This window comes from Olivibacter sp. CPCC 100613, from assembly GCF_036959255.1.
Taxonomy (GTDB): domain Bacteria; phylum Bacteroidota; class Bacteroidia; order Sphingobacteriales; family Sphingobacteriaceae; genus Olivibacter.
The window spans coordinates 153216-177942 of the sequence record NZ_JAWMTI010000002.1 but is presented as its reverse complement, the minus strand read 5'-3'; the positions used below and the strand labels follow the sequence as shown (position 1 = coordinate 177942).

The window sequence follows — 24727 nt, the reverse complement described above, 5'->3', positions numbered from 1 at the left end:
AAGTGGATAAAAATGATCTCGTCATTAGAATGAAAGATTAACGCCTAAAGTAAAGCTGCGAGTCAATGGATAGCCTTCACCCGCTTCTGGATCATACCCTTTGTAAGGTGTAATAAGAAATAAGTTGTTTCCGGAAGCATATACGCTTAGATTACTTAACGGCCCCAGCGACTTACTCGGAAAATTATAAGTTAGGTTCAGGGCAGCTAAGCGTATGAAAGAGGCGTCTAACATTGCCCAATCCGTAGACCCATATCCGAATCTATTGAATTTATTGCCACGATATGCACGCGGAACATCTGTATTTGTATTGTCAGGCGTCCAACGATTGAGTTGTTCAATGCTTGCCGGCGTAAAACTTGCAGAGCCGTCCATTAAAGCATCCCACTGACCATTAAACTTTTTGGCACCATAAGAGTACGTAAATACGGCGTTAAGCGACAGGTTTTTGTAGGCAAAATTGCTGGTGAAACCCCCATAGAATTTAGGATCGGCTTTGCCGACGATCGTCATATCATTTTCGGCTGTTATTTTCCCGTCACCGTCTAAGTCAGCAGGTAGAATATCCCCGGGGCGAACAATGTAACCATTATAAAATGTCATACCGTTAATGCGATCCATATCGCTTTGTTGGGCTATCTTATCTGCTTTAAAAGTGTAGAACGTGTTGAGTGACTGGCCTACAAATAAATTGCCGTCCCGCGACATGATATTGCCGCCGTTCCATAATACATCAACACCATTGACAAGCTTTTTAATCGTATTCTTGTCGTGTGCAATATTGCCCGATATACGCCATTGGAAATCTTGCGAGTTGATAACTAAAGCATTAAAACTGAATTCAATACCCTTATTGGCCAGTTCACCCACATTTGCAATTTGATAATCATATCCGAATGAAGGCCAAAGTGCCATACGCATCAACAAATCGGTATTCCGCATATAGAACACATCAGTTGTAAAAGACAACCTGTTGTTTAACATGCTCAGGTCGAAACCAGCGTTGTATTGTTTTTGTTTTTCCCATCTTAGGGCAGGGTTTCCGAATCGATTATCCTCTGGAGTAAACCCGACGACTCCATTGGAGTAAGCAGGTTGGTAAATGGTCATGTATGTGTAGTTAGGTATATTTTGGTTTCCTAACAAACCGAAGCCTGCGCGTAATTTCAATTGATCTAGCCAATCTGCACTTTTTAGAAAGCTTTCTTCTCGCATATTCCACCCGAGCGATAGGGAAGGGAAGGTTCCCCATTTGTTCCCATCGCCAAATCGAGAACTTCCATCACGACGCACGGTGGCTGTTAATAAATATTTACCATCATACGAATAATTGATTCGGGCGATAACAGAGGCCAGTGTATTGGTTACATAATCTGAATTGATGGTGTTTCGTTCGCGATCACTCGCTAAACCCATTCCTTTATATCCTAATATATCTGTAGGAAAACCATAACCTGTCATATCGATGGCATTGGTACGCGTCTTGGACATACTCGTGCTAACGAGTCCAAAGAGACGGTGTTTGCCAAAAGTTTTCTCATAACTGGCAGAATTATCCCATTGCCAATACTCTGTTACACCACGCCATTGCCAACCCCTTCCATTATAATTGTCGCGCATAGATTGTCCAATGTTGCTGGGGATATAGCTATTATCTTGTTTGTTATAAATGTCGGCGGATATTGAGGTGCGGAGATTTAATCCATCTATTGGTTTGGCTTCCAAGAAATTGGTGGTCAGGATTCGGCTGTGTACCTCTTCACTTAATAACTCTTTCGTTAATATTGGGTTGTAATTCCCCATCTGCGAAACACCCTGGAAGGCCATGTATAAGCGTTCAGTGTCAATAGTTTGCATCGGATTGGCCATCAATGCGGTAGCATACGCATTGTCGTCCAAACGATTTTTATCTCCACGTGAAATGCTGGTATTTGTTCCTACCCTTAGCCAAGGTTTAATCTGTCGCTCATAATTAAAACGACCACTGATTCTTTTATAGCGAGCGATATCAAGTACCCCTTTATTGTCTGAATAGGAGAAACCTAAAAAATAATTGGATTTAGTATCACCACCTGAGAAATTTAAGGAATGATTTTGTTCTAAACCCGTACGCGTAATAGCGTCTAGCCAGTTGCTGGTCAGATTATTTTGACCATTATACAGTTCTTCGGGTGAAAAGATCGCCCCCGCAATATCCGTTTTTGTTAGGAAGTTATCAATATAGCTTTGACGATCGGCACCGGGGTTTTCATCCATATACGCATTTGCATAGGCATCAATACGTAGATCGTACATTTGGCGCGCATCTAATTGTTTAACACGATTTTGATAACTACTTATGGTGGCGAATCCATTATAGCTGATTTTACCATCACCTTGCTGTCCTTTTTTGGTGGTGATGACGATAACCCCATTGGAGGCTTTTGAACCATATAAAGCAGTAGACGATGCGTCTTTTAGTACTTCAATCGAAGCGATATCGTCTGGATTAATCATGCGAATACCTTCTTCCGCTACAATGCCATCGATTACGTAGACAGGATTCGTTCCGTATGAAATAGAATTTGTACCCCGTACCTTAATGGTCACGTCTCCACCTGGAGTAGCATTGGAGCGGGCAATGTATAAGCCAGGTACCTTCCCCTGCATCGAAGTTGTAAGATCGGTTGTTGGAACTTCTTTCAATTGCTTTTCAGAAATCGTTCCGATAGCACCGGTAAGATCGCTTTTTTTGATTCGTGTTCCTACAACGACAACATCTTCTAGTTCAAATCCCTGCGCTTGGAGTAGAATATCATGTACCGTATCCGATACTTTCAATTCCTTTGGTTGGTAACCTATATAGGATATTACCAGCGTAGCACCTGGAGTCACTTGGATGGTGTATTTTCCATTTGCATCCGAAGCTGTTCCACTTGTGCTTCCTTTTACCTTAATGGAAACACCTGGTAGGCTTTCGCGGGTTAGACTGTCCAGAATGCTTCCGTTGACTGTCAGTTGCTGCGCAGAGGCCGTAGCGTCTACAAGGAGGAGCATACTTAGGATGAGAGCTACTTTTATGGCAATTGTAGCACAGCACCATTTTTTTAAGATTAGAATCATGATTGTTAACAGGTTTTATAATTTGTAAATAGCTTGGTTCTTTACGTCCAAGGCGACATTAGGTCCATTAATTTATACGCTTGTCATTATATTGGCTAGTGTGTTCTATTCTGTACTAGTCTATACTAGTGATGCAAAAGTAGAAATAAAATAGAAAAAAAGAAATTATTTTAAAAGTTCGTAAAATGGGTTAGGCGATTAATACGATCTTTTATGGTTTTTAAGGTGTCAATCTATGGCATGATTATCTCGCATTGCTCGATGATTCAAGGGAGGGGAGATGACAGACAAAAACGCTTGGATAGAACTTTTTTCCAATCCATCAAGGTACGTTGTTATCATAAGATACAAAAAGCCGGCAAGCGGGATTAACTATTACTTTTTATCCTGTTCATTCATGCTATACGCTATGCTTTTTGTTTATTCAGCTTGCCTACTTGTATGGCAATTAATTTGGGTAAATAATTAGGGGTACAATTTTTAGCAACTATTTCATTTTTATATAGCCCTGTACGTTCTCCAAGTGCAATGCATCTCGTACGGTATTTTTCTTCAAAAATTCCGATTTGAGCCGCCGTATAATTCATTGCCCATTGAACTTCCGGTACTTCATTCTCAATGCGTGTTTCAATTTTGGAAAGTAGTTCTTCGCTATTTGGCGGTGGTGTTTGCCCGACCCAGCGTAAACGGGCTTGATAATACCAAAAAACTCGTCTTTGTAGTGAAGATTGCCTGTTTTCCCAGGTTTCCATCAGCGAAATGGTCTTTTTGTCTTTCGAAAGCTGATTTGCCATTAACCAATCAATTAACTGAAGTTTTTCATCTTCATTATGTTGATTCATGTCGTTATCTAAATGGTCAATGAGTTTTTGCGAAAGTTGTTTTTTGTCCATAATCAAAATTGCCAATTGTCGGGGTAAAAATTGCCCGGTTGACCAAAGTTCCAAGGCCAATTCGTGGTCTTTTTTAATCTCACTCGCAATCTTTCGTAAGTCTCCCAACTTCGTTTTAGTATTGATCTGAGCCAAGATGTTTTCTGCTTGTGAAGAGCGTTTCATATCAATATTTTGTTTTTTGAGACAATAAATAAATCTTAACTTAAGAAATCGTTAAGCTGTCCATTTCCACAAAATTTCGAAGTGATTGCCCAAGTATGTAATTCCAGCCCGCGTTGAAATCTGCTTTTTCGAAGTCGGGATGCACCAGAAAGCTATCCGTGCCTGAATGGATCAACTTCAAACGGGTTTTATGCGCAGTCTCGCTAAACAATTCAAAAGTTACCAATGATTGCCCAACATAGCCCTCATAGCTCCAAGTATAAGCGATTTTTGTTATTGGACTAGCTTCCACAACCTTGCACCTGTGCAAATATGTTTTTCCCTCGTTTTCTGCAGAAAACTGAAACTCAAAACCAACTTCCGCTTTGAAATCGGAAACCTCAAAGTACCATTGTTTTATCTGGTCTTTGTTCGTAAGGGCTTCCCAAACTTTTTCAATCGGGGCCTCATAAATACGTTCGATTATCAATATTTTCTCGTCCATTATTTCTATTTTTTATTGTTGTTAAGAAATTCGCCCAATGCATCCAGTTTGGTTTCCCAAAACTGTTTGTATTGTGTTATCCATTCGCTTACTTCGTTCAACTTTTCCAATTTTGCTTCACAAATCCGTTCACGCCCTTGCCGCTTCATATCCAGCAAACCACATTCGGCCAATATTTTTAAATGTAGTGATATAGCTTGTCGACTTACATCAAACTGTTCAGCAATGGTGTTTACATTGACAGGCTCTTCGGCAATCATACCGATAATAGCTCTTCGTGTCGGGTCTGCTATCGCTTGAAAAACATCCCTGCGTGTCTCCATAATTTGCAAGTATTTACTTGCAAATATAAAGGCAAGTATTTGCTTGCGCAATTTTTTACAGTTTTTTTAATTGATATTTTTTAGGTATGACTTGTTAGCGGTTTCTTGTTAAAGTGGATACAAAAAAACAAATTATACAGACAACAGCCTGGCAATCGTGCACCGGCTTTTATAGTTTTAGAGTGTCGATGTGTGGCAGGATTACCTCGCTGTACTCGGTGATCCTGTTGGGGAAGATGACAGAAAAAAACCGCACTACGTGCGCTGCCCTTTGTTGTTTTACGTGCTCGGTCGAGTAAACTCGGCTCGCGCTAAAACAACAAAAGCCCTTGCTTTCGCAAGAGCTTTTGTCTGTCGGGGTGGCAGGATTCGAACCTACGACCTCCACATCCCAAATGTGGCGCGATACCGGGCTACGCTACACCCCGATGCTGAATACAGCTTAAATCGCTGCAAATATAGCCCTAAGTTTCAAATTGTCAAATGATATTTATCGTGGGCTTACTAACTGGTTGAAACCAAATGCAATAATTTTATTTGTTTGCTTATTTTTAATTTATTGGACGATGACATGAGCGGTATTTAATCATATCTTTCATTTTCACGAATGATCCAGCCTGTACTGCATTGTCGAAACGATCGGATAAGTTTAATGTATCATGGCTAGGGCCGCTTCCAATTGTGGATCGCGTCCTTGGAGCAAAGCTTCTTCATTGTACTTTACTTCTAAATCCGGCGGAAAACCAACACCTTCGTATATCTTTCCATCTCGATATTTAAGGGCAAGCGAGGATGTATAGGTAAGATTTATAAGGGGGCTTGAAAATTGCCCGCCGTTGAAATACGTATTACCAGTTAGTGGTCCATTACCTCCCCAAGTGCGTTCGCCAACGAAGTGGCCATTGGGTAAAGATTTGATAGCCATGACAGTCATTTCAGCCATGCTTATAGACCAGGCGTCGGCCAAGATAACGATGGGGGCGGTTACTGCCTTCCACCCAGCTTCCGGTGTAACAAAAGCTGGAACCCAGGGGGAATAGTCGAGTCTACCATTGCCTTGTTTTGAACGAGTGAAGCCCAGATCTAAACGCTTATCAATCATTTTTCCGACCAAAAAATTGAGATCGACTAGCGCACCCCCCCCATTCCCACGTACGTCCAAAACAATCCCTTTAATATTTGTTGTATTTTTAAGGAGTTCAAAGAAATGTTCTTCGACGATCTTCACCGCATTTTCATCGTCACTTTCATATAGACTCTTTAAGTTAAACGCATTAAAGTAAAGATACAAGATGTTCTGATTTATCGTTCCTGCAACAGCGACGTATTGCTGATCTAAATTCACAAAACCCCGTTTCCAGCCTTGATCTAAGTAATTTGCAGAAACAGTATAGTAAAAATGTCCGGGATTAATGGGATCATGATAGGCAGGACTGTTTAACTTGCGCTGATAGGCTGGATTGATACTCATAGAATCAGCCAACCATGGGTCGTTAAATGACAAATCATAATGTGAATCAATTAATCCGGCAGTCATTTCTTTAAAATAAGTGTAACCTTTCCTTACGTCATTTGAATCTGTGAGGTTAAGCTGTGCAAAAAGTGGTTTATATTGTCTATAAGCGCGATCCCAATTCGTTGTGTCAATATCCCAGAACACATAGTTGTTATTCATACCATTCCAGTATGCCTCAAAGACTTCACTGAAGCTGCCTGCGATGTAGTCATCAGGTCGATTAATTTGCGGAATTTCTTTGCGGCAGGACGCGAAGCCGAATAAGGTAGTGAAACTTAAAATAATATAGTGGTTAAAACGTTTCATGTTACGGTAATTTCGTTGATTTAATGCCTATTTGCTACGTTCGTTTTGGAAAATATTTTTGAGGTTGAACAAACAACCTATACGTATCCCATAATTATCATGATAGCGTGGTGTTTGGTTGGTCATATATTTTTTTTGTAGATCGGTTAAGCCGTAATAATAGCGTCCTTCAACGAAAAAACGATATTTTTCCTGCAGAAGATATTGAATTCCTACACCTGCAAGTAAACCTAATTCAATGCGACGATCGCGTCGGCTATCGAAATTATATTGCTCGTTATAGGTGTAACGTTGGTAAACCTGTAAAAAATGATCAATCTCTTCATTATCGGCAATTTCAGGCCTGTTATCAAAAACATTGGGCGCAGAACCTTTAACCCTACCTGAAGTCCAATACCCGGCATAACCACCCATATTCAAGAAACCACGTAATTGCTTTCCACCAAAGGAGAATTGGGCTATAATTGGAAGTTGGATATAATTGTTTATATTTTTTTGATAAATACCTTCAAAGAATCCTGTCCGTTTTATTTGATAGTTCTTTTGAATGTAAGCAGGCTCTATTTGCATTGCAAACCAGTCGTTTATGTGATATAAGATCGGTAAGCCGATTTCGAAGCCACTTTCAGCCTCATAGGTTGTAAATGCGCGATAACCCGTACTACTATGTAGATAATTCTTGTTGTATCCACCTGCTATTCCGATTTCTAACCGGTTTTGCGCTTTCAGGTTACGGCCAATCAAATCGAATAAGATAACAAGCGTAAATAGTCTATAATTCATTGATATAATTATTTATAATTGCTTTTACGGTGTCCTATCAGACTCATAAAGGAAAGTGCGCTTAATTGCTTATCCAGTGAATTTGCCAAGCAGCTGGTTTATTAACGGTATGTTATTCCTAAAATAATCTGTTGCGAAGACCGGTAAATGGCATCGATTTATTGTGTTGTTTAGGATTTAATTGTAAATCTATTACGCTAAGATAAACAATTTTTCGTTATTGAAGACTTTATTTTAATTAGACACAACTTTTTTAACATATATATTAGCGAGAATATTAAGTTTTCTAGCTTTTCTGCAAAATTATAAGCGCTTATATATAAAACTTGGTAAACAACGGTACAACCACGCAATCATTTTCCATCGATGAGTTATGTATACCGTGCTTTTCTTCCTGTCTAATGCTTGAATAATTTGCTTTGCAGCTTTATCGACAGGTGCCACCCAGAATTTAACAGGGGATTTGGCCATCGGTGTATCGACAAAGCCCGGACAAATATTGGTGACAATCATCCGTTTTTGTTGATGAAACGCTTTTTGCTGAAGACTTTCCAAGTAACGGATTTGGTAAGCTTTGGTAGCACTATAAGCGGGAGCTTGTCGACTGCCTCGCAAGCCTGCAATAGAACTAATGCCTGCTAAATGGCCATAGCCTTGTTGTTGAAAAAAGTTAAAAGCCCAATCCGCCACACAAGTAAAGCCAGTTACATTGAGTGCTATCATTTCGTTTTCCACTGAAAAATCAAGACTTTCGTTTATTTCTCCGTTCCCCGCAGTTATAATTAGCAAATCCAGGCCTCCTAGCTGTTGTACCAATTCTTCTAGATACTGTTGACAGGTACTGGTTTCTTTGATATCAAACGAAGAGGTATAGATGTTTTTCGAATATTTATTTTTGAAATCATCTAGCAATGCCCTACGTCTTCCAGTAATGCCGAGGATATTGCCTTTAGTGACTAAAAGCGCTGCTAAGGATCTGCCGATGCCCGAACTGGCACCTATAATGATTATTTTCTTTCCAGTCATTGAATATGTTGAACGCTTAATTAGACTAGGCAGTTATAAGGAATGTTACATATTAAACAGGAAAACTGAAATAGAAGGTGCTGTCAAAACCGAGCATCGTGTTTCGAATATCACTTTATTAGATTATAACATGATCTTGTTAAAATCAGGAAGTATTAAAAAAAATCTTTCCATTTTACGCAACCGTTTGCGTTTGTAACCGGTTTGTTATACTCTGTTTTTTTCTCTAGCATTGTGAAAAGCTAACTGATCATACCTGTCTTTACTAAGGCGTTTTTGGGAAGGTAATGCGTACGCATACGCTGGGAGGTTTATTTATATGGTTGGGTACAAATTTTTGAAAGATGAAGGCCTATTTTAATCCCGATGAATCTATCTTAATCCATAAATTGGCAAGTGGTAGCGAAAAAGCATTTTATATGTTGTATGCTACGTATTTTAAACAAATCTATTCCTTTGTCTTAGATTACGTTAAATCGCCGGATTTGGCGGAAGATATTTGCCAGGAGATATTTTTAAAAATCTGGCACGACCGTACGGGTTTACGGGAAATTAAATGTTTTAAAGCATACCTATTTACCATTGCACGTAACCATACACTGAATATGCTAAGGAAAGCTAGTAATTCACGCACAGTTTTAGGTGAGGTCCTTAACTATTATCCCAGCAACGAGAAGACGACCGAAAACGAGGTGCAATTGAAAGAATATCAACGCTATTTACAGGAAACCCTGGCAGGCTTAACGCCTACTGCACGTCGCATATTCAAATTGTGCCGCGAAGAACAGAAAACCTACGACCAAGTAGCTCGTGAGCTGGGAGTAAGTCGGAATGCAATTAAAAAACACATGGTACAGACCATGAAAACGCTCAAGGCTTTGATCGAGGGGCCTTTGGAAGTACGGTGGTGTGTTTTCTTTTGGATTATTTTTTCTATTTCCTCATACATTTGATTTTTTTTGAAAAAGTTCCGCTTTTCAGGTACCCTAAAAAAGGATTCAGGTGTCTTAGTTTATGTAGCTCGATGAACTACATAGCACCAAATGAACAAAGACTTTTTTTATAAAGAATTGATTCGTAAGTATCGTGATGGCTCGGCTACGGATAAGGAGCTGGAGGTGTTTTTTCAGCTTGTGCAATCTGGTAAAATAGATGTTTATCTAGCTGAATTCATGGATGAACATCTTAATCAAATCCAATCGAAACGTAGTTTTCATCTCCGTTACCTTCATATTGCAGCCATCCTTATCTGTTGTGTTTGTACTGGTCTTTTCTTTTATTATCATAATACACGTAATTCCAAAGTATCTTATTTAACGGAAGCGATAACAGCAGCGGAAGATCAGGCGATCTTAACCTTGGCAAATGGCAGAAAAATTAGATTAGATTCGAATTCGGCAAAGGGCGACTTAGCGCAAGGGTTTCGCGTTCTTCATGGTAAGGAAAATATAATTGATTATCGTACAGAGGAAGACTTAGGCAATGAAATGCTGACTTATCACGAGATTGCTATACCGAAAGGGGGGAAATATCAAATGATATTGAGTGATGGAACCAAAGTATGGCTCAACGCTGGCACAAAACTTAAATTTCCTATCCAATTCGGTAAAGCACCAAGAGAAGTTGAACTTTACGGTGAAGCTTATTTCGAGGTCCGGCCAAGAGCTCAGCCCCATGAAAGTCATCAACCCTTTATTGTGCACACACGTCATCAAGCTATTCAGGTGCTTGGTACAAGTTTTAATATCAAAGCGTATCAAGAGGATTTTGAGGAAATATCTACGCTCGTTACAGGGCGAGTTAAGGTGATAAACAATCAAACGCAACAGACACTAACATTAAACCCGGGGAAAGAGGCGATATGGAGCGGTGCAAAATCTGCTAGTTCGGTACGCGATGCTGACGTGGAGGAAGCGCTAGCTTGGAAGAATGGTGATTTTATTTTTAATGAAACACCAATACGGGAGATTATGAAACAATTGGCTAGATGGTATGATGTGGAGGTTGAATTTAATGGGATTGGAAACGATCAATATAGCGGATATATACCCAGGGATGTGAACTTAAAGCAGGTTTTAGATATGATGGAACGAACCGGGGAACTGAAATTTGAGATTAATAACAAAAAGATTTACGTAAAAACCAAGATGCCTATGTAAGAATCATATTAAAAAAACCGGTAGCGATGCCGCGCTTCCGGTTTAAATTGGAGCAAGTCAATTTGCCTAAGAAGTTAAATAAACTAATCGACTAACTTAATTTACAAATGTATGAATTTAACTATTCAATACAAAGCACCTTATTGGCCTAAAAATTACCAGTCCCGTCGGACCTTTTTTTATTCTAAGTTTTTAAAAATCAGTAAACTGACCTTTTTTTTATTATTGATTTCCTTGTTGCAAGTATCGGGTAAAGTATTCTCTCAGGAGATTGATCTTTCGTTCAAAAATGCATCCTTGGCATCCATTTTAAAATCAATCAGTAAGCAGAGCGGTTATCGGCTTTTTTACAATAGTAATTTACTTCAAAATGCGAAGTCGGTGACCATTAATTTGCAACATGCTTCCTTGGAAGAAAGCCTTGAAAAAGTTTTGCAAAACCAGGCACTTGCCTATAGTGTAGAAGATAAATCAATTGTCATTCGAAAGCAGGCGGATTCCCCGGCAATCTCTTTAAAGAAGGTTCAGCAGCAGTTAACAGTTGGTGGTACCGTAAAAGACGAAGCAGGTAAGCCTTTAGCAGGTGTAAGTGTTCAGGAAAAAGGTTCAAAAAACGGTACGTTAACGGATTCAGAAGGCATGTTCCGCCTCAATCTAAGTAAAAATAATGCTCTGTTGGTTTTCAGCTATTTGGGCTATGCACAAAGAGAGCTCATGGTTACAGGAAACACGGTTGATGTTGTCTTAAAACAAGACTTAGCCGATTTAGACGAAGTTATTGTTGTAGGTTATGGCACACAGAATAAAGCGCTTGTAACAGGAGCGGTTTCACAAATTAGTGGGGAAGTATTGCAAAATCGCTCCATATCACGTGTAAGCCAGGCGTTACAAGGACAGATGCCGGGTCTCAATATTATTACCGGTAGTAGTGGAGGTGCTCCTAACGCAACACAAAATATTAATGTACGTGGATTCACGGGATTGGGAACCACCGGCGGGCCATTGGTCGTTATTGACGGTGTGCAAGGAGGTGATATTAATAGCTTGAATCCAGATGATATCGAAAATATATCGGTACTGAAGGATGCCGCGTCTTCAGCTATTTACGGATCCAGTGCACCTTATGGTGTTATCTTAATTACCACGAAGCAGGGGAAAAATGGAAGTAAACCTGCCATTACCTATAACAACACTCTGGGATGGGCTGCACCGATAAATTTACCAAAAATGTTGAATTCCCTGGATTTTGCCAATTTGTATAATGAGGCCGCCGTAAATGGTGGTAGAAGTGAGATATTTAATCAGGAAACGATCGACCGCATTATAGCCTATCAAAACGGATCCTTTAAGGACGAAACGATCGCCAATCCACAACCTGGTGCGAATGATTATTACACCTGGGGCAATGGAAACGGTAATAATGATTGGTTTAAAATCTATTTTAAAGATTTGGCATTCAGCCAGCAACATAACGTCGGGGTTTCGGGTGGTTCTGAAAATACGACTTACTATGTCGGTCTGGGATATAATGATCGCGCGGGTATGTACAATTATGGAAACGACTCGTATAAACGTTTTAATGTCCGTACTAATATCACAACGTCTGTTGCGAAGTGGTTGGACTTTAGTTATCGTGGAAGTTTTTCAAAAGAACTTAGCAACTCACCGAACACCTATTCTGGAAAAACAGGCGGTAATTACATGCACCAAATTGGTCGAAAGTGGCCAAGTGTTCCACTGTTTAATCCGGATGGTAATTACTCGGATGCAAGTGATGTGCTACTTCATCAGCAAGGTGGACGCGCCAAATCAATGCTTGACAAGGCCTTATTGACCGGCGAGTTCACTTTTAAGTTGGCGCCCGGTTGGACAGCAACGGCTAATTATACCTTTGACGGAACCTTTCAAGATCAGAACGCACACACTAAAACACTCTATTCGGTTCGCCCGGATGGCTCGCAGTATCAAATAGGTGGCACTTATCCCAATGGCTTTAGTCGATCAAACTATCGTACTCAACACCATATTATCAATGCGTTTACCAAATATGAAAAACAGTTAGACAATCATTTTTTTAGTATAATGGGTGGTTTTGTGCGCGATTATACCGACTATCAGCGGTATGCAGCCAGCAATAATCAGCTCTACTCAGACAACATTCCTGCTTTATCAGGTACTTATGGACCGGCTCCATCTATTAGTGATTTTACCCGAAAACTTGCTTCGGATGGTTTTTTTGGACGATTTAATTATAACTATAAACAAAAGTACCTTTTTGAATTTAATGGGCGTTATGACGGAACATCGCGCTTTCTTGGGCCGGTTCGTTGGAAATTTTATCCTGGTGTCTCATTGGGATGGAATATCGATAAGGAAGTGTTTTTCGAGCGGATAAAGACGACGCTTAGTAGTTTTAAGTTGAGAGGATCCTATGGATCTTTAGGTGATCAGGCTTTTATAGATACCGATCCAAGCAATCCAAATTGGTATCCATTTTATCCAAGCTTAGGTACTTCAAGTCCTTCTGGCACGAACTGGTTGTTTGGCGGTAATCAGCAGGCAGCTGTATCGCCTCCTGGACTCATCAATCCGGATTTAACCTGGGTGACCACCACCTCCCTGAATATCGGAGCGGATATCGGTTTTTTGCAGGATCGTTTGAACGCCTCTTTTGACTGGTATATCCGTAAAGCAGATGACTTCGCGGGGCCTGCCCAGGCATTACCTGGTGTATTGGGCAATAACCCACCCAGCGCGAATAATGCAGCTATGGAAACGAGCGGATTTGAGTTGAGCATACAATGGCGTGATCGGATAGGTGAGGTTAATTATGGCTTACGTGCTGTTTTGAGCGACTATCAAGGGAAAGTAACACGTTATCCAAACCCTACTGGACTAATAGGCGATAATACGTGGTATGTAAATCAAAAGATGGGCGATATTTGGGGATATACTACCTACGGACTTTTCCAGGACCAAGCGGAAATTGACGGTGCGCCTTCACAACAGCGTATCTCCGGGCAAACATGGAAACCCGGCGACGTACGTTATGTAGATCTTAATAACGATGGTATCATTGATTTTGGTGATAATACGCTTTCAAACCCAGGTGACAGACGTGTTATTGGAAATAATACACCCCGTTTTGCTTACGGATTCACAGGCGATCTCAGTTGGAAGCGTTTTGACTTTATGTTTTTTATTCAAGGAATTGCAAAGCGTGATGCATGGGTTGGTTCCAACTATTTCTGGGGGATTACGGGGGATGAATGGCAAAGCTCACCTTTCGACGTGCATAAAGATCGTTGGAGTCCTGAAAATCCCAATGGCTATTTCCCGAAGTTTTACCTTACTGGTGAAAACGGAAAAAATACGCAAACACAAACACGTTATTTGCAGAATGCCGCTTATCTAAGATTGAAAAATATTCAACTGGGCTATTCGCTGCCTAAATCTTGGTTGGATAAAATAGGTTTTAATAAAGTACGATTTTATGTAAGCGTGGAAAATGTCTTTACAATCACCGATTTAATTAAAACGATGGATCCCGAATTATCTATCAGTGATGCTAAGATCTATCCCTTACAACGGACCTACGCAGCGGGTGTGAATTTGTCTTTTTAAAAGTTTATTTCGAACGATATGAAAATACTAAAAATAACTGTTCTACTTAGCTATTGCTGCCTTTTATTCAGCAGCTGTCAGAAAGATTTATTAGAGCAAACGCCTGAAACCAATATCAGCGACGCAGATTATTGGAAAACGGCCAACGATTTGAAACTTTATGTTAATAATTTTTATAATACGATGTTGCCCAATTATAACGGTTGGGGATCAATTGGGATATACGGTTTGGATGCGGACGGGAGCGATAATATGATCGCTACCAGTTACAATTCGGCCTTGAATGGGGAAAGGGTTGTGCCGGGAAGCGGGGGAGCTTATGGTGCCTATTCCGATTGGTCTGCACTACGAAACGTGAATTACTTATTGGCAAATTATAGTAAGGTATCAGAATCTTTTGATGTAATCAAGCCGTATGTTGGCGAAGCCCTCTTTTTCAGAGCATATTTTTACTTTGACAAGTTGAAAAGTTTTGGCGATTTACCCTGGATAAATATTCCGCTTAACACTTCTTCAGAGGAGGTTTACAATGAACGTTTACCTAGAAATGTTATTGTGGATTCCCTGATGAACGATTTAGACAAAGCCATTGCCTATCTACCTACAAAAGGTTCCGCAGAAGCTTCGCGTATTAATAAGGAAATCGCCATGCTGTTTCAAGCTAGAATCGCGCTTTTTGAGGGTACATGGGAAAAATATCACGCAAGCACAGCTTTTGGGGTTTCCGGTTCGGATGGTCGTAAATTTTTGGAAAAGGCTGCTTCTGTAAGTACTGCTCTGGTGGACAATGGCGGTGGGTATGGTCTTGCCGCCTTTTCAAATGAGGATGAGTACTGGCGTCTCTTCAATCAGGTTGATTATACAGCTAATAATGAAATTATGTTGTGGAGAGCCTTTAACTTGAGCTTAAATTTAGGGCATCGATGGCACCGTTATACGCCAAGTGGTGGAGGAAGGGGGCTTACCAAAAATCTAGTAGATGCTTATTTGTGTATCGATGGAAAACCGATTGGATCAAGTAGTTTATATAGGGGGGATGCTAGCCTGCAAGATGTTGTTGCCAATAGGGATCCCCGTTTAAAGCAAACACTATATTTACCAGACGGAAACCATATCATTACCGATAATCGTCCAGGTGGGCAAGCGCCTGTTCTGTTCGAATATCCTACTTTCGATGTGGCGAACGAAAACAAGTCATTAACAGGCTATCAACTCTACAAGGGGCACAATCCAGACTACAATCAGCAGCAAGACCTAGGTACTACCGGACAAATCATTTTCCGTTTTGCCGAAGCAGTTCTCATTTATGCAGAGTCTAAGGCTGAACTTGGACAGTTTACGCAAGTAGATGCTGATAGAAGTATTAATTTGCTAAGACGACGGGTTAACATGCCTGATCTATCAGTTACCATGATTGAAAACGACCCTAATCGTGAATTTTCTGCTATCAGTCCATTACTCAATGAGATCCGTCGCGAACGACGAGTAGAGCTTGCTTGCGAGGGGTATCGCTCAGATGATTTATTCAGATGGGCGGCTATGGATGAAAAAATCAGGGGATGGAAACCCAAAGGTGCAAAAAGGGCACAATGGGAGGTGCCTGGTGTGCCTGAGAATATTGCAACGGCTGTTAAAAGTTTTCCGGTTGATGCCGATGGTTACATCGAATACTACCAGCCTGTAGGTGCCTTAAATGCCGGGTATCAATTTAAGCTTGATAGAGATTATTTATCACCTATTCCATTAGATCAGATCAGTTTGAATCCGAAGATTAAGCAAAACCCCGGGTGGTAATTTTGATTGGTTGGTGGCAAGCTGTTCAAAGGAACAGCTTGCTTTATTCTTTGTATCTCCTATTCATTTGGTAGTTTAGGGAAAGCTGCCATCATTGTCAAATACTAAAATGAAAGAAACATGAATCTAAAACAATTGCTTAGCCTTGGCTTAACGATCTTGATGTTAAGCTTCGGGCATCTTGATGCAGCGACAACAGATCTGCCAATTTCGGCGACCTTAGTGGATCCACTGGAAAAAATTTTACCGGAAACGTTATGGCCGAATGAAAGTTTTCGCAGGATAGAGGTGGCGAGGGGCGAAGTGGCCAGTGCGCAATTGGTGCTTCGCAGTACACAAACGATTGATAATGTAATTGTATCGATTGAAGCTGCGGATTTACCTCATGCTCGTATCGCCTATGGGGCGGTTGGCTACGTAAGAGCAGAGAGGCAATATACCGATCCTGCAGTAGATCGACTTATTTCGAACAGCGGATTTTATCCTGATCCGATTCTGGACAATAAAGAAATTAAGCTTCAAGCGGGATCATCTCAAGCATTTTACATGAACATACCCATTTCTGCTGATACAAAAGAAGGAATGTATTCGGTAAAAGTGGTAGTACAAGCGAAAGGTACTCGAATTCAAAAAGAGTTTTTTATTCAAGTATATGATGTTCAATTGGAGAAGCAAGCACTTTGGATTACGAATTGGTATAGTTTAGCACCTGAACGCCTGGCGCTGTTGAATAAGGGAGAAAACGTGGAACCTTTTGGGCCCTTATACTGGCGTTTAATAGAAGTATTGGCAAATAAAATGGCTGCTTATGGACAAAATGTGGCACTCATTTCACCGCTGGACTTAGCTATTTATAAAAAGAAGGGCTCGCAGTTAAGTATTGATTTTTCACGTTTCGATCGAACGGTAGAGATCTTTCGGAAAGCTGGTGTTTTGGGAAGAATTGAAGGTGGCCATATAGGCCAACGAGCAAGTAACTGGAGTAGTTCATTCATTGTAAGAGTTCCTGAACCGACGACCAATTCCACTGAATTTCAACATTTGTCAATTGAAGATCCAAAAGCGAGGGACTTTTATGCACAGTTTTTTAAGGCATTGCTTACACATTTAGAAGAAAAATCCTGGCTCAATATGTACTATCAACACATTGCCGATGAACCCATCAGTGATAACAAGGAGTCGTATATCGCCATCGCAAGTTATGTTAAATCAATAGCACCACAACTCAAGATTATGGAGGCTTGCCATAGCAAGGATTTAGCAGAAACGATTGATTTATGGGTGCCTCAATTGGATTTTCTGAACAAAGATTTTACTTTCTATGAAGATCGTAAAAAAAAGAATGACGAAGTGTGGTTTTATACCTGCTTATCACCTAGGGGTAATTATGCAAATCGATTTATCGATCTTCCGCTTATAAAAACGCGATTGATTCATTGGATCAATTACAAATATCAAATTGATGGTTATCTTCATTGGGGATTTAACTACTGGAACGAGGAACCTTTTGAAGAAACAACCGGTATTAATAGTGAGGGAGGGAATATACTACCTACGGGAGATTCCTGGATCGTTTATCCAGGTTATCAAAAATTATATAGTTCCATACGTTTGGAAGCGATGAGAGATGGGATTAATGATTATACGCTATTGCATATGTTAGCGAAGAAGAATCCCGCTTTAGCACAAAAAATCATCGATAATATGATTTTTAGATTTGACTGGTATGATACAAGTATTAAGCATTTTCGAGCGAGCAGAAAAGCCATTTTAGAAGCTTTATCAACGTAGTTGCGATACCTGAAATTAACGATAAAACCATAATAGGGAACAAGGAAGAATGCATTGATCTATCCTATCAGATTTTTTGGCAGAAACTTAACAATTATTATAAACTTTGTTTATTTTTGCTAAACATAAACAAAGTACCTTGGTAAAAATAAGCGAAAAGAAGCGGTAATGGATAAAGCAAAAGTAGTTGTCTTTCATGGCCATCAACAAGCCATGGAGGTGTTAGAGGTAACAATACCGTCTTTAAAAGAGGGTGAAGTTTTGGTGCGAAATCGGTATACGACCTTATGTGGTAGTGATTTACATACTTATTCCGGGCTACGATCAGAAAAAATACCAACCGTATTGGGACATGAGATTGTGGGTGAGATCGTGTCAATCGCTTCTTCTCATCCCGGTGCCGATTATTTTGGGAATGAATTAAAAGTAGGTGATCGGATTACCTGGAGTATATTTTCGTCTGATCCGAATTCACCCATGGCTCAAAAAGGAATACCCCAAAAAGGAGATAATTTATTTAAATATGGGCATGCGCAGATTACGGGCACCGATGTATTGCATGGGGGCTTGGCTACCCATTGTATTTTAAAACCAGGTACAGCCATTCTCAAAATTAATGAGGACATCCCATTGCCCGTTGCTGCCACGATAAACTGCGCCATTGCAACGGTTGCCGGCGCTTTTCGCCTAGCTGGAAGTGTTAAAGATCGTAAAGTTCTTATTATGGGTGCCGGTCTTTTAGGTATTATTGGTGTTGCGATGAGTAAAGCAGCAGGTGCAGCTAAGATTCATGTTGCCGACATAAATGAGCAGCGATTGAAGCAGTCAAATGAATTTGGAGCCGATAAAATGCACCTACTGAAAAATAATGAATCGCTGAACCTTAACGACGTGGATATCACTTTTGATATGAGCGGTTCTCCACATGCTATGGAGCTCGGACTCGATTCGCTTGCTATTGGAGGAGTCGCTATCTGGGTAGGTGCCGTACTGAATACAAGAAAAATAAAAGTAGATGCAGAAAAAGTGATACGTCGGCTGTTGACAATTAAAGGTTTGCATAACTATAATTTTGAAGATTTTGTGTACGCAGTTGATTTTATTAGCAACTACCACCAAGATTTCCCTTTCTCCACAATCGTCGGGAAAGAATTTTGCTTAGAAGAGGTCGAAATGGCCTTTAACTATGCGCTAACAAACAAACCATTAAGGGTAGGCATTTATATCAACCCAACGCCCGCCGACTAATTTCTATGACAAACACGAAGCGCTTCAGGGTACAACAATGGAAGATGTTGCTGGTAACCATGTTATGTTATCTGTTCTTTTATACAGGACGACATAATTTTGGTTGGGCTGCTACAGGAATGGCACAGGCCCTTCAAATCCCATACGCCACAATTGGATGGATAAGTTTTTGCATGCTTATTGGCTATTCAATCGGTCAGTTCATTAACGGAAACTTAGCTGATCGTTTCAGTGCAAGATTTATGGTGACGACCGGTGCCTATTTATCGATCTTAACAAATATCTCGATCAGCTTCGCTGATCATGTTTATGTTATTATGGTTTTATGGGCGCTCAATGGTTATTTTCAATCGATGGCTTGGGCACCGGGTGGGAAACTGATTAATAATTGGTGGGGGCGCGAAGAGCGCGGAAAGGCCTTTGGTTTTTATACCATGGCTGCAGGTTTATCGTCGGTTGTAACCTATTTTCTTTCTATCATTTTGCTGGCACAAGGATATGAGTGGCGTATGTTATTTCGTTTGCCGGTATTACTGCTTTTCCTATCGGCAACTATCTTTTTAGTTCTTGTTCGCGATAAGCCGACTGACGAGGTTGATCAAGGAGAAGAGGATATACTTTCGTCATCGAAAGAAACATGGCTGGCGCGCTACAAAGTTGTGCTTGGAAATAGACGGTTTTTGTTAACCTCATTAGCTTTCGGCTTTGAAAGCATGGCGCGCTATGGGCTTATATTCTGGGTACCTGTTCATTACCTGGGTAAAGACTGGAAGGATAGTCCTGCACATATTTGGGTTACATTCTTATTGCCGGTTGGTATGGCAGCGGGTGCCTTATCCTTTGGTTTATTATCGGATACCTTATTTAAGCACGACCGTCTAAAAGCTATTTTTGTGGGAATGTTGGCAAGTGCCTTTGTATCTTTACTGGTGTATGTTTTACCTGGACATAACCTGGTGTTGGGAGGTATTTTGATGCTGTTGGCAGGTTTTTCTGTCTACGGACCGCAAGCCTGTTTTTGGCCACTGAGTCCGGATATGTTGGGAAGTAAATATACGGGAACGGGAATTGGTTTTATGAATATGTGCGGTTATCTATTTGCGGCTATTGGCGAACCGCTTCTCGGGCATACCATCGATATTACCGGTAATTCGCAAAACATCTTTCTTGTAATTGCCTTGATTTGTTTTTTGTCAACAGCGATCATTTATTTTATTAAGAGTAAGCGTTGAAAAATCGAACGAAGACCAGCGTAATTTGACCAAATATACAGATTTTATTTAGTGAATATGCCTTTGGGAATTTTTCCGGTCCACGCTTCCGGTATATCCTTAGAACCAAAAATACGGGCAATTATACAAGCCGTATTTGTGTTGTTGTTGGGCGATTCCAATCGTTTTCCTTTATTGATATTCGGGCCAACAATGGCCCATGGCACTTCCATTTCATCTAAGGTAAGTCCACCGTGGCCATTTTTGGTACCGCCGTGATCCGTAAAGAAGATAAAATAGGTTCCTTCATATAAATTCTCTTCTTTCAGTTGCTGAATTAGCTGACCAATGGCTTGATCTGCTTCCTCAATCGCTTTCACATAAGGTGCTGACATCCATTGGTGGTTATGTCCGGCATGATCAATATGGACCGAGTAAAGGAATGTAAGCGTTGGCAAATCGCGATTTTCCTTGATGAAAGCAAATGCTCTATCGTAATTTGTACGATAGAGATCGTTTTCTTCGAAATGAACCTCGTCTAAATAATCTTGATTAAAGGGTTTGATCAGGTTTGCCCAATTGTAAAAAAAAGCCGTTTTTATGCTAGGAACCTGTTCTTTCAACAGCTTGAAAACTGAAGGATAGTAGCCTTTACGATCACTTGCAACAGGCGGAAGCTCATGCTTTGACAAGGTCCAGTTATTATTGACAACACCATGTTGCTCCGGTCCGCTACCGGTTAAATGGCTGGTCCAGTTAGGCATCGTTACCGAGGGCATAACCGTACGTGTATTCAATGATAAGACGCCGGTTTTTAAAAGAGCGTCCAGATGGGGATGCTTTACCTGTTTAAACCCGGCAACACTAAATCCATCGAGCCCAATAAGGATTACCCGCGTTGCCTTTTTAGGTTTAGTTACGCCATGATAGCCCAGTAAAAATAGAAGAGAGAAACAGAGAAGAATCTTTTTCATAAAATAGCAGGTTTTATCTGCAAATATAAGCAATAGTATGTTAAATGTTTATTAATATTCAATATACTATTGCTAATATTTAGTATTAATAAACACTGATTAACTATTACCAAGCCGTTAAAAAAGACATAAAGTACTTGTTGCCTAAAATATTTGTTACGGTAAGATGATATAATAAGATGCAAATTTTATATAGACTAAATGTTTTTTTAACACTTACCTTGGCCTTTTTAAAGCTAACCGTAGGCAGATACCATAATGCCTACCTCCTTATAAGTGTTAATGATTATGATAAATTATCTTAAGAGGTTAAGGGTCAGATACCCTTTTTTTTCTGTTTTTCGAAACAGTTTACTTTGTTTTACTCTTCTTTTATCTTTATATCATGCCGAGGCGACTGAGAAAAATCGCGTCGATATGATTCAGCAGGCAAGGCTTACGGGGACTGTGAAAGATGCCGGAGGAGCCCCGATAAGCGGCGCAAGTATTTCCATAAAGGGAACCAAGGCGGGCACTTCAACAGATAATAATGGACAATTTTCCTTGACATTACCTGCTGATGGAAACGCTATTTTAGTAATTAAACATCTTGGTCATATCTCTCGGGAGATGCCGCTTAGCACTAATCAAACATCGATTCAGATTACTTTGCAGAATAGTGAAGAGACCTTGGATGAGGTGGTTGTCATCGGCTACGGTGAAGTGAAAAAACGTGATTTGACAGGCTCGGTAGTTTCAGTAAAAGGAGAGGATTTGACAAAGGTGCCTGTTACAACGCCAGCAGAGGCACTCCAAGGTCGGGTACCTGGAGCTGATATTACACGAAATAATGGTTACGCGGGCCAAGGGGCATCCGTTCAGCTCCGTGGAAATCGGTCTATTGCAAATCCGGAAAGCTCCAACAATGTGCTTTATATTGTGGATGGAATTCAAGGGGTTGCTGCACAAGATATCGATCCCAATGATATCCAATCCATCGAAGTTTTAAAGGATGCTTCTTCTACTGCAATTTATGGTTCGAGAGGTGCAAATGGTGTTATTCTGATCACCACAAAACGCGGTGCAAATGAAAAGCCCCGTTTAAATTACAATGCGTATGCCGGTATTTCGCACGTAGCCGGTTATGGCGAATTTATGACTGGCCAGGAGTATGTAGATTTTCGACGTGAAGCTTATCGAGCGGTCGGAACTTGGAACTCCCCAGCGGACGATAATAAAATTTTGAATCCGCTTCAATTGCAAGCTTTTCAGAATGGACAATTTACAAACTGGAGCGATCTTTTGTTGCATAATGGCTTTCAGCAAAACCACCAAATTAGCGTAAGTGGTGGCGGTAAGAACACAAAAGTTTACTTTTCAGGTGCTTATTTTCAGGAAAAAGGCTTGCTAAAAATGGACGAGTATAAACGTTATTCTGGTCGATTAAACATCGATCAAACCATTAACAGTTGGATGAACGTAGGCTTGCAGTCACAATTCGCTTATATCGACAATGATATTCGTCGCGATCCACTTAATCAGGCCTCCAAAATAGCACCTTTAGGGCTTCCTTATGATGAAAATGGGCAGCTCAATTTATTTCCTTTACAAGGTACTTTAATCAATCCGCTAGCAGATGAACAGGCAGATGCCTATAAGCGGAATACGAAATCAAACCGCGCAACGGTTTCCGGTTATATCGAGTTGAAACCAGTGAAAGACTTGTCTATTAAATCCACCTTTGGTGCTATATTTTCAACTTCCGAGGCCGGAAATTTTTATTCCAAAAATACAATTGATGGAAAAGGGTCTCGTTCACAAGCTTCTATCACGAATAATCAGGATCGTAATATCAGCTGGGAGAATGTGATTACTTATAATAAACAATTTGGTGATCATGCGCTTCAGTTGACGGGTGTTACCAGTTATCTTTCATGGACCAATACGAATAGTTTTGCAGGGGGAAATAACCAATTATTCCCTTCGCAATATTATTATAACATTGGTGGAGCAAATCAAAACCCATTTTATGGCAGTGGTTATGTCGAAAGTAAGTTATTGTCATTCAGTGGGCGTGCTAATTACAGTTATAAAGGCAAATACTTGCTGACTTTGACGGGTAGAAACGATGGTTCTTCTAAATTAGCCAAAGGGCACAAATGGGCATTTTTTCCGTCTGCGGCAGCTGCGTGGCGTCTCGTTGACGAAGACTTTATGAAAAATCAAAAGATTTTCAGCGATTTAAAGCTTCGTGTCAGTTATGGGGTATCGGGTAATGATGTAATCAGTCCATATGCTACACAAAATTCCGTTATAGTACAGAATTTCTCCTTTAATGACGCCAATGCGGCTAACGCCTATGTTATCAACGGTCTGATTGGTAACAATACGTTAAAATGGGAGTTGACAAAAACAATGAATCTAGGGGTCGATTTTGGCCTTTTCAATAATGTATTGACAGGAAGTATTGACTACTACAATGCAAAGACGAACGATCTGATTTTTCCTTATACCTTACCACTTTCAACAGGTGTAACAACGGTGAATCGTAATATAGGAAGGACACAAAATAAAGGGATTGAGTTGAGCCTTACTTCGCATAATATCCAAAAGAAATCCTTCTCTTGGAACACCAATCTAACCTTTGCCCATAACAACGAGAAAATTGTTGCTTTGCCAAATGGAAATGTGATTGCAGATGATTACCGCGAATCGCTCATTATTGGACAACCGGCTCAAATTTATTATGACTATAAAAAAATAGGTATCTGGCAATTAGGAGAAGAAGAACAGGCCGCTCAATATGGTGCTGAACCAGGTGATATAAAAATTGCTGATATGAACAACGATGGAAAGATCGATGCTTTTGATCGCACGATCATTGGCCAACGAGTGCCCAAGTGGACAGCCGGTTTGAGTAATGACCTTCGATTTAAAGGATTTGATTTAAATATTTTATTGGTGGCCCGCGTTGGGCAATGGATCAGTTCCGATTACTATGCAAAATATAAAAGAAATGGTTTGGAAAATGGTGCGCGTATTGACTATTGGACCCCTGAAAATCCTACAAATGATTATCCGCGTCCTAATGCGAATAAGAACTCAAATTATGTAACTACACTTACGGAACGGCAGGCGTCCTATGTAAAGATTAGAAATATTACCCTTGGTTATAATTTTCCATCAGCTCTTATAAGTAAATGGAAATTACAAAGTCTTCGGATTTATGCTTCCGGAAAAAACTTGCACACTTTCAGCAGCTTGAAGGATTTTGATCCCGAGGGGGAGGGTGTCATTGATCAACCTTTAAATCGTTTGTTCGTTTTTGGACTTAATGTTGGATTCTAAT

The 24727-nt window shown here is 40.3% G+C and carries 16 protein-coding genes and 1 tRNA gene; 8 read left to right on the top strand and 9 right to left on the bottom strand.

Going from position 1 to position 24727, the window contains the following annotated elements; translation table 11 throughout:
* Positions 1-24: 24 nt before the first annotated feature.
* From RYH73_RS07195 to RYH73_RS07160, 8 genes are all read right to left on the bottom strand, one after another.
* Positions 25-3102 carry a SusC/RagA family TonB-linked outer membrane protein gene (locus tag RYH73_RS07195; protein WP_335312740.1) on the bottom strand — a complete coding sequence of 1026 codons (3078 nt, stop codon included), beginning with the start codon at positions 3100-3102 and terminating at the stop codon, positions 25-27.
* Positions 3103-3509: 407 nt separating this feature from the next.
* Positions 3510-4160 carry a DNA alkylation repair protein gene (locus RYH73_RS07190; RefSeq protein ID WP_335312739.1) on the bottom strand — a complete coding sequence of 217 codons (651 nt, stop codon included), beginning with the start codon at positions 4158-4160 and terminating at the stop codon, positions 3510-3512.
* 40 nt (positions 4161-4200) lie between these two features.
* A complete protein-coding gene (locus tag RYH73_RS07185; RefSeq protein WP_335312738.1) occupies positions 4201-4644 on the bottom strand; it encodes an SRPBCC family protein in 444 nt (147 codons plus the stop codon).
* A gap of 5 nt (positions 4645-4649) precedes the next feature.
* On the bottom strand, positions 4650-4967 hold the full coding sequence (locus RYH73_RS07180; protein WP_335312737.1) for an ArsR/SmtB family transcription factor: 318 nt from the start codon (positions 4965-4967) through the stop codon (positions 4650-4652).
* 354 nt (positions 4968-5321) lie between these two features.
* A tRNA-Pro gene (locus RYH73_RS07175) sits at positions 5322-5395 on the bottom strand.
* A gap of 221 nt (positions 5396-5616) precedes the next feature.
* Positions 5617-6789, bottom strand: a complete 1173-nt coding sequence (locus RYH73_RS07170; RefSeq protein WP_335312736.1) for a S41 family peptidase — start codon at positions 6787-6789, stop codon at positions 5617-5619.
* Between the two features lie 27 nt (positions 6790-6816).
* Complete coding sequence (locus RYH73_RS07165; protein ID WP_335312735.1) at positions 6817-7572, bottom strand: porin family protein; 756 nt, start codon at positions 7570-7572, stop codon at positions 6817-6819.
* A gap of 303 nt (positions 7573-7875) precedes the next feature.
* Positions 7876-8598, bottom strand: coding sequence for an SDR family NAD(P)-dependent oxidoreductase (locus RYH73_RS07160; protein ID WP_335312734.1), 723 nt, complete (start codon positions 8596-8598; stop codon positions 7876-7878).
* Positions 8599-8942: 344 nt separating this feature from the next.
* On the opposite strand from RYH73_RS07160, the gene RYH73_RS07155 reads away from it, so the two are divergent.
* From RYH73_RS07155 to RYH73_RS07125, 7 genes are all read left to right on the top strand, one after another.
* Entirely contained in the window at positions 8943-9551 is a 609-nt protein-coding gene (locus RYH73_RS07155) for an RNA polymerase sigma factor (RefSeq protein ID WP_335312733.1), read from the top strand.
* 90 nt (positions 9552-9641) lie between these two features.
* Positions 9642-10757: a FecR family protein gene (locus RYH73_RS07150; RefSeq protein ID WP_335312732.1), complete on the top strand. Its 1116-nt coding sequence runs from the start codon at positions 9642-9644 to the stop codon at positions 10755-10757.
* A gap of 111 nt (positions 10758-10868) precedes the next feature.
* Positions 10869-14381: a TonB-dependent receptor gene (locus tag RYH73_RS07145; protein WP_335312731.1), complete on the top strand. Its 3513-nt coding sequence runs from the start codon at positions 10869-10871 to the stop codon at positions 14379-14381.
* A gap of 18 nt (positions 14382-14399) precedes the next feature.
* Positions 14400-16175, top strand: coding sequence for a RagB/SusD family nutrient uptake outer membrane protein (locus RYH73_RS07140; protein WP_335312730.1), 1776 nt, complete (start codon positions 14400-14402; stop codon positions 16173-16175).
* Positions 16176-16295: 120 nt separating this feature from the next.
* Positions 16296-17966 (top strand): DUF4091 domain-containing protein, encoded by a 1671-nt coding sequence (locus tag RYH73_RS07135; RefSeq protein ID WP_335312729.1) that lies wholly within the window; start codon positions 16296-16298, stop codon positions 17964-17966.
* A gap of 168 nt (positions 17967-18134) precedes the next feature.
* Complete coding sequence (locus RYH73_RS07130; RefSeq protein WP_335312728.1) at positions 18135-19214, top strand: zinc-binding dehydrogenase; 1080 nt, start codon at positions 18135-18137, stop codon at positions 19212-19214.
* 5 nt (positions 19215-19219) lie between these two features.
* Positions 19220-20446, top strand: coding sequence for an MFS transporter (locus RYH73_RS07125; RefSeq protein WP_335312727.1), 1227 nt, complete (start codon positions 19220-19222; stop codon positions 20444-20446).
* Between the two features lie 44 nt (positions 20447-20490).
* Here RYH73_RS07125 and RYH73_RS07120 read toward each other — a convergent pair whose 3' ends face one another.
* On the bottom strand, positions 20491-21399 hold the full coding sequence (locus RYH73_RS07120) for an alkaline phosphatase family protein (protein ID WP_335312726.1): 909 nt from the start codon (positions 21397-21399) through the stop codon (positions 20491-20493).
* A 417-nt stretch (positions 21400-21816) separates the two neighbouring features.
* Between RYH73_RS07120 and RYH73_RS07115 the strand changes: the two genes are divergently transcribed.
* Entirely contained in the window at positions 21817-24726 is a 2910-nt protein-coding gene (locus tag RYH73_RS07115) for a SusC/RagA family TonB-linked outer membrane protein (protein ID WP_335312725.1), read from the top strand.
* The last annotated feature ends 1 nt before the right edge of the window (position 24727 follow it).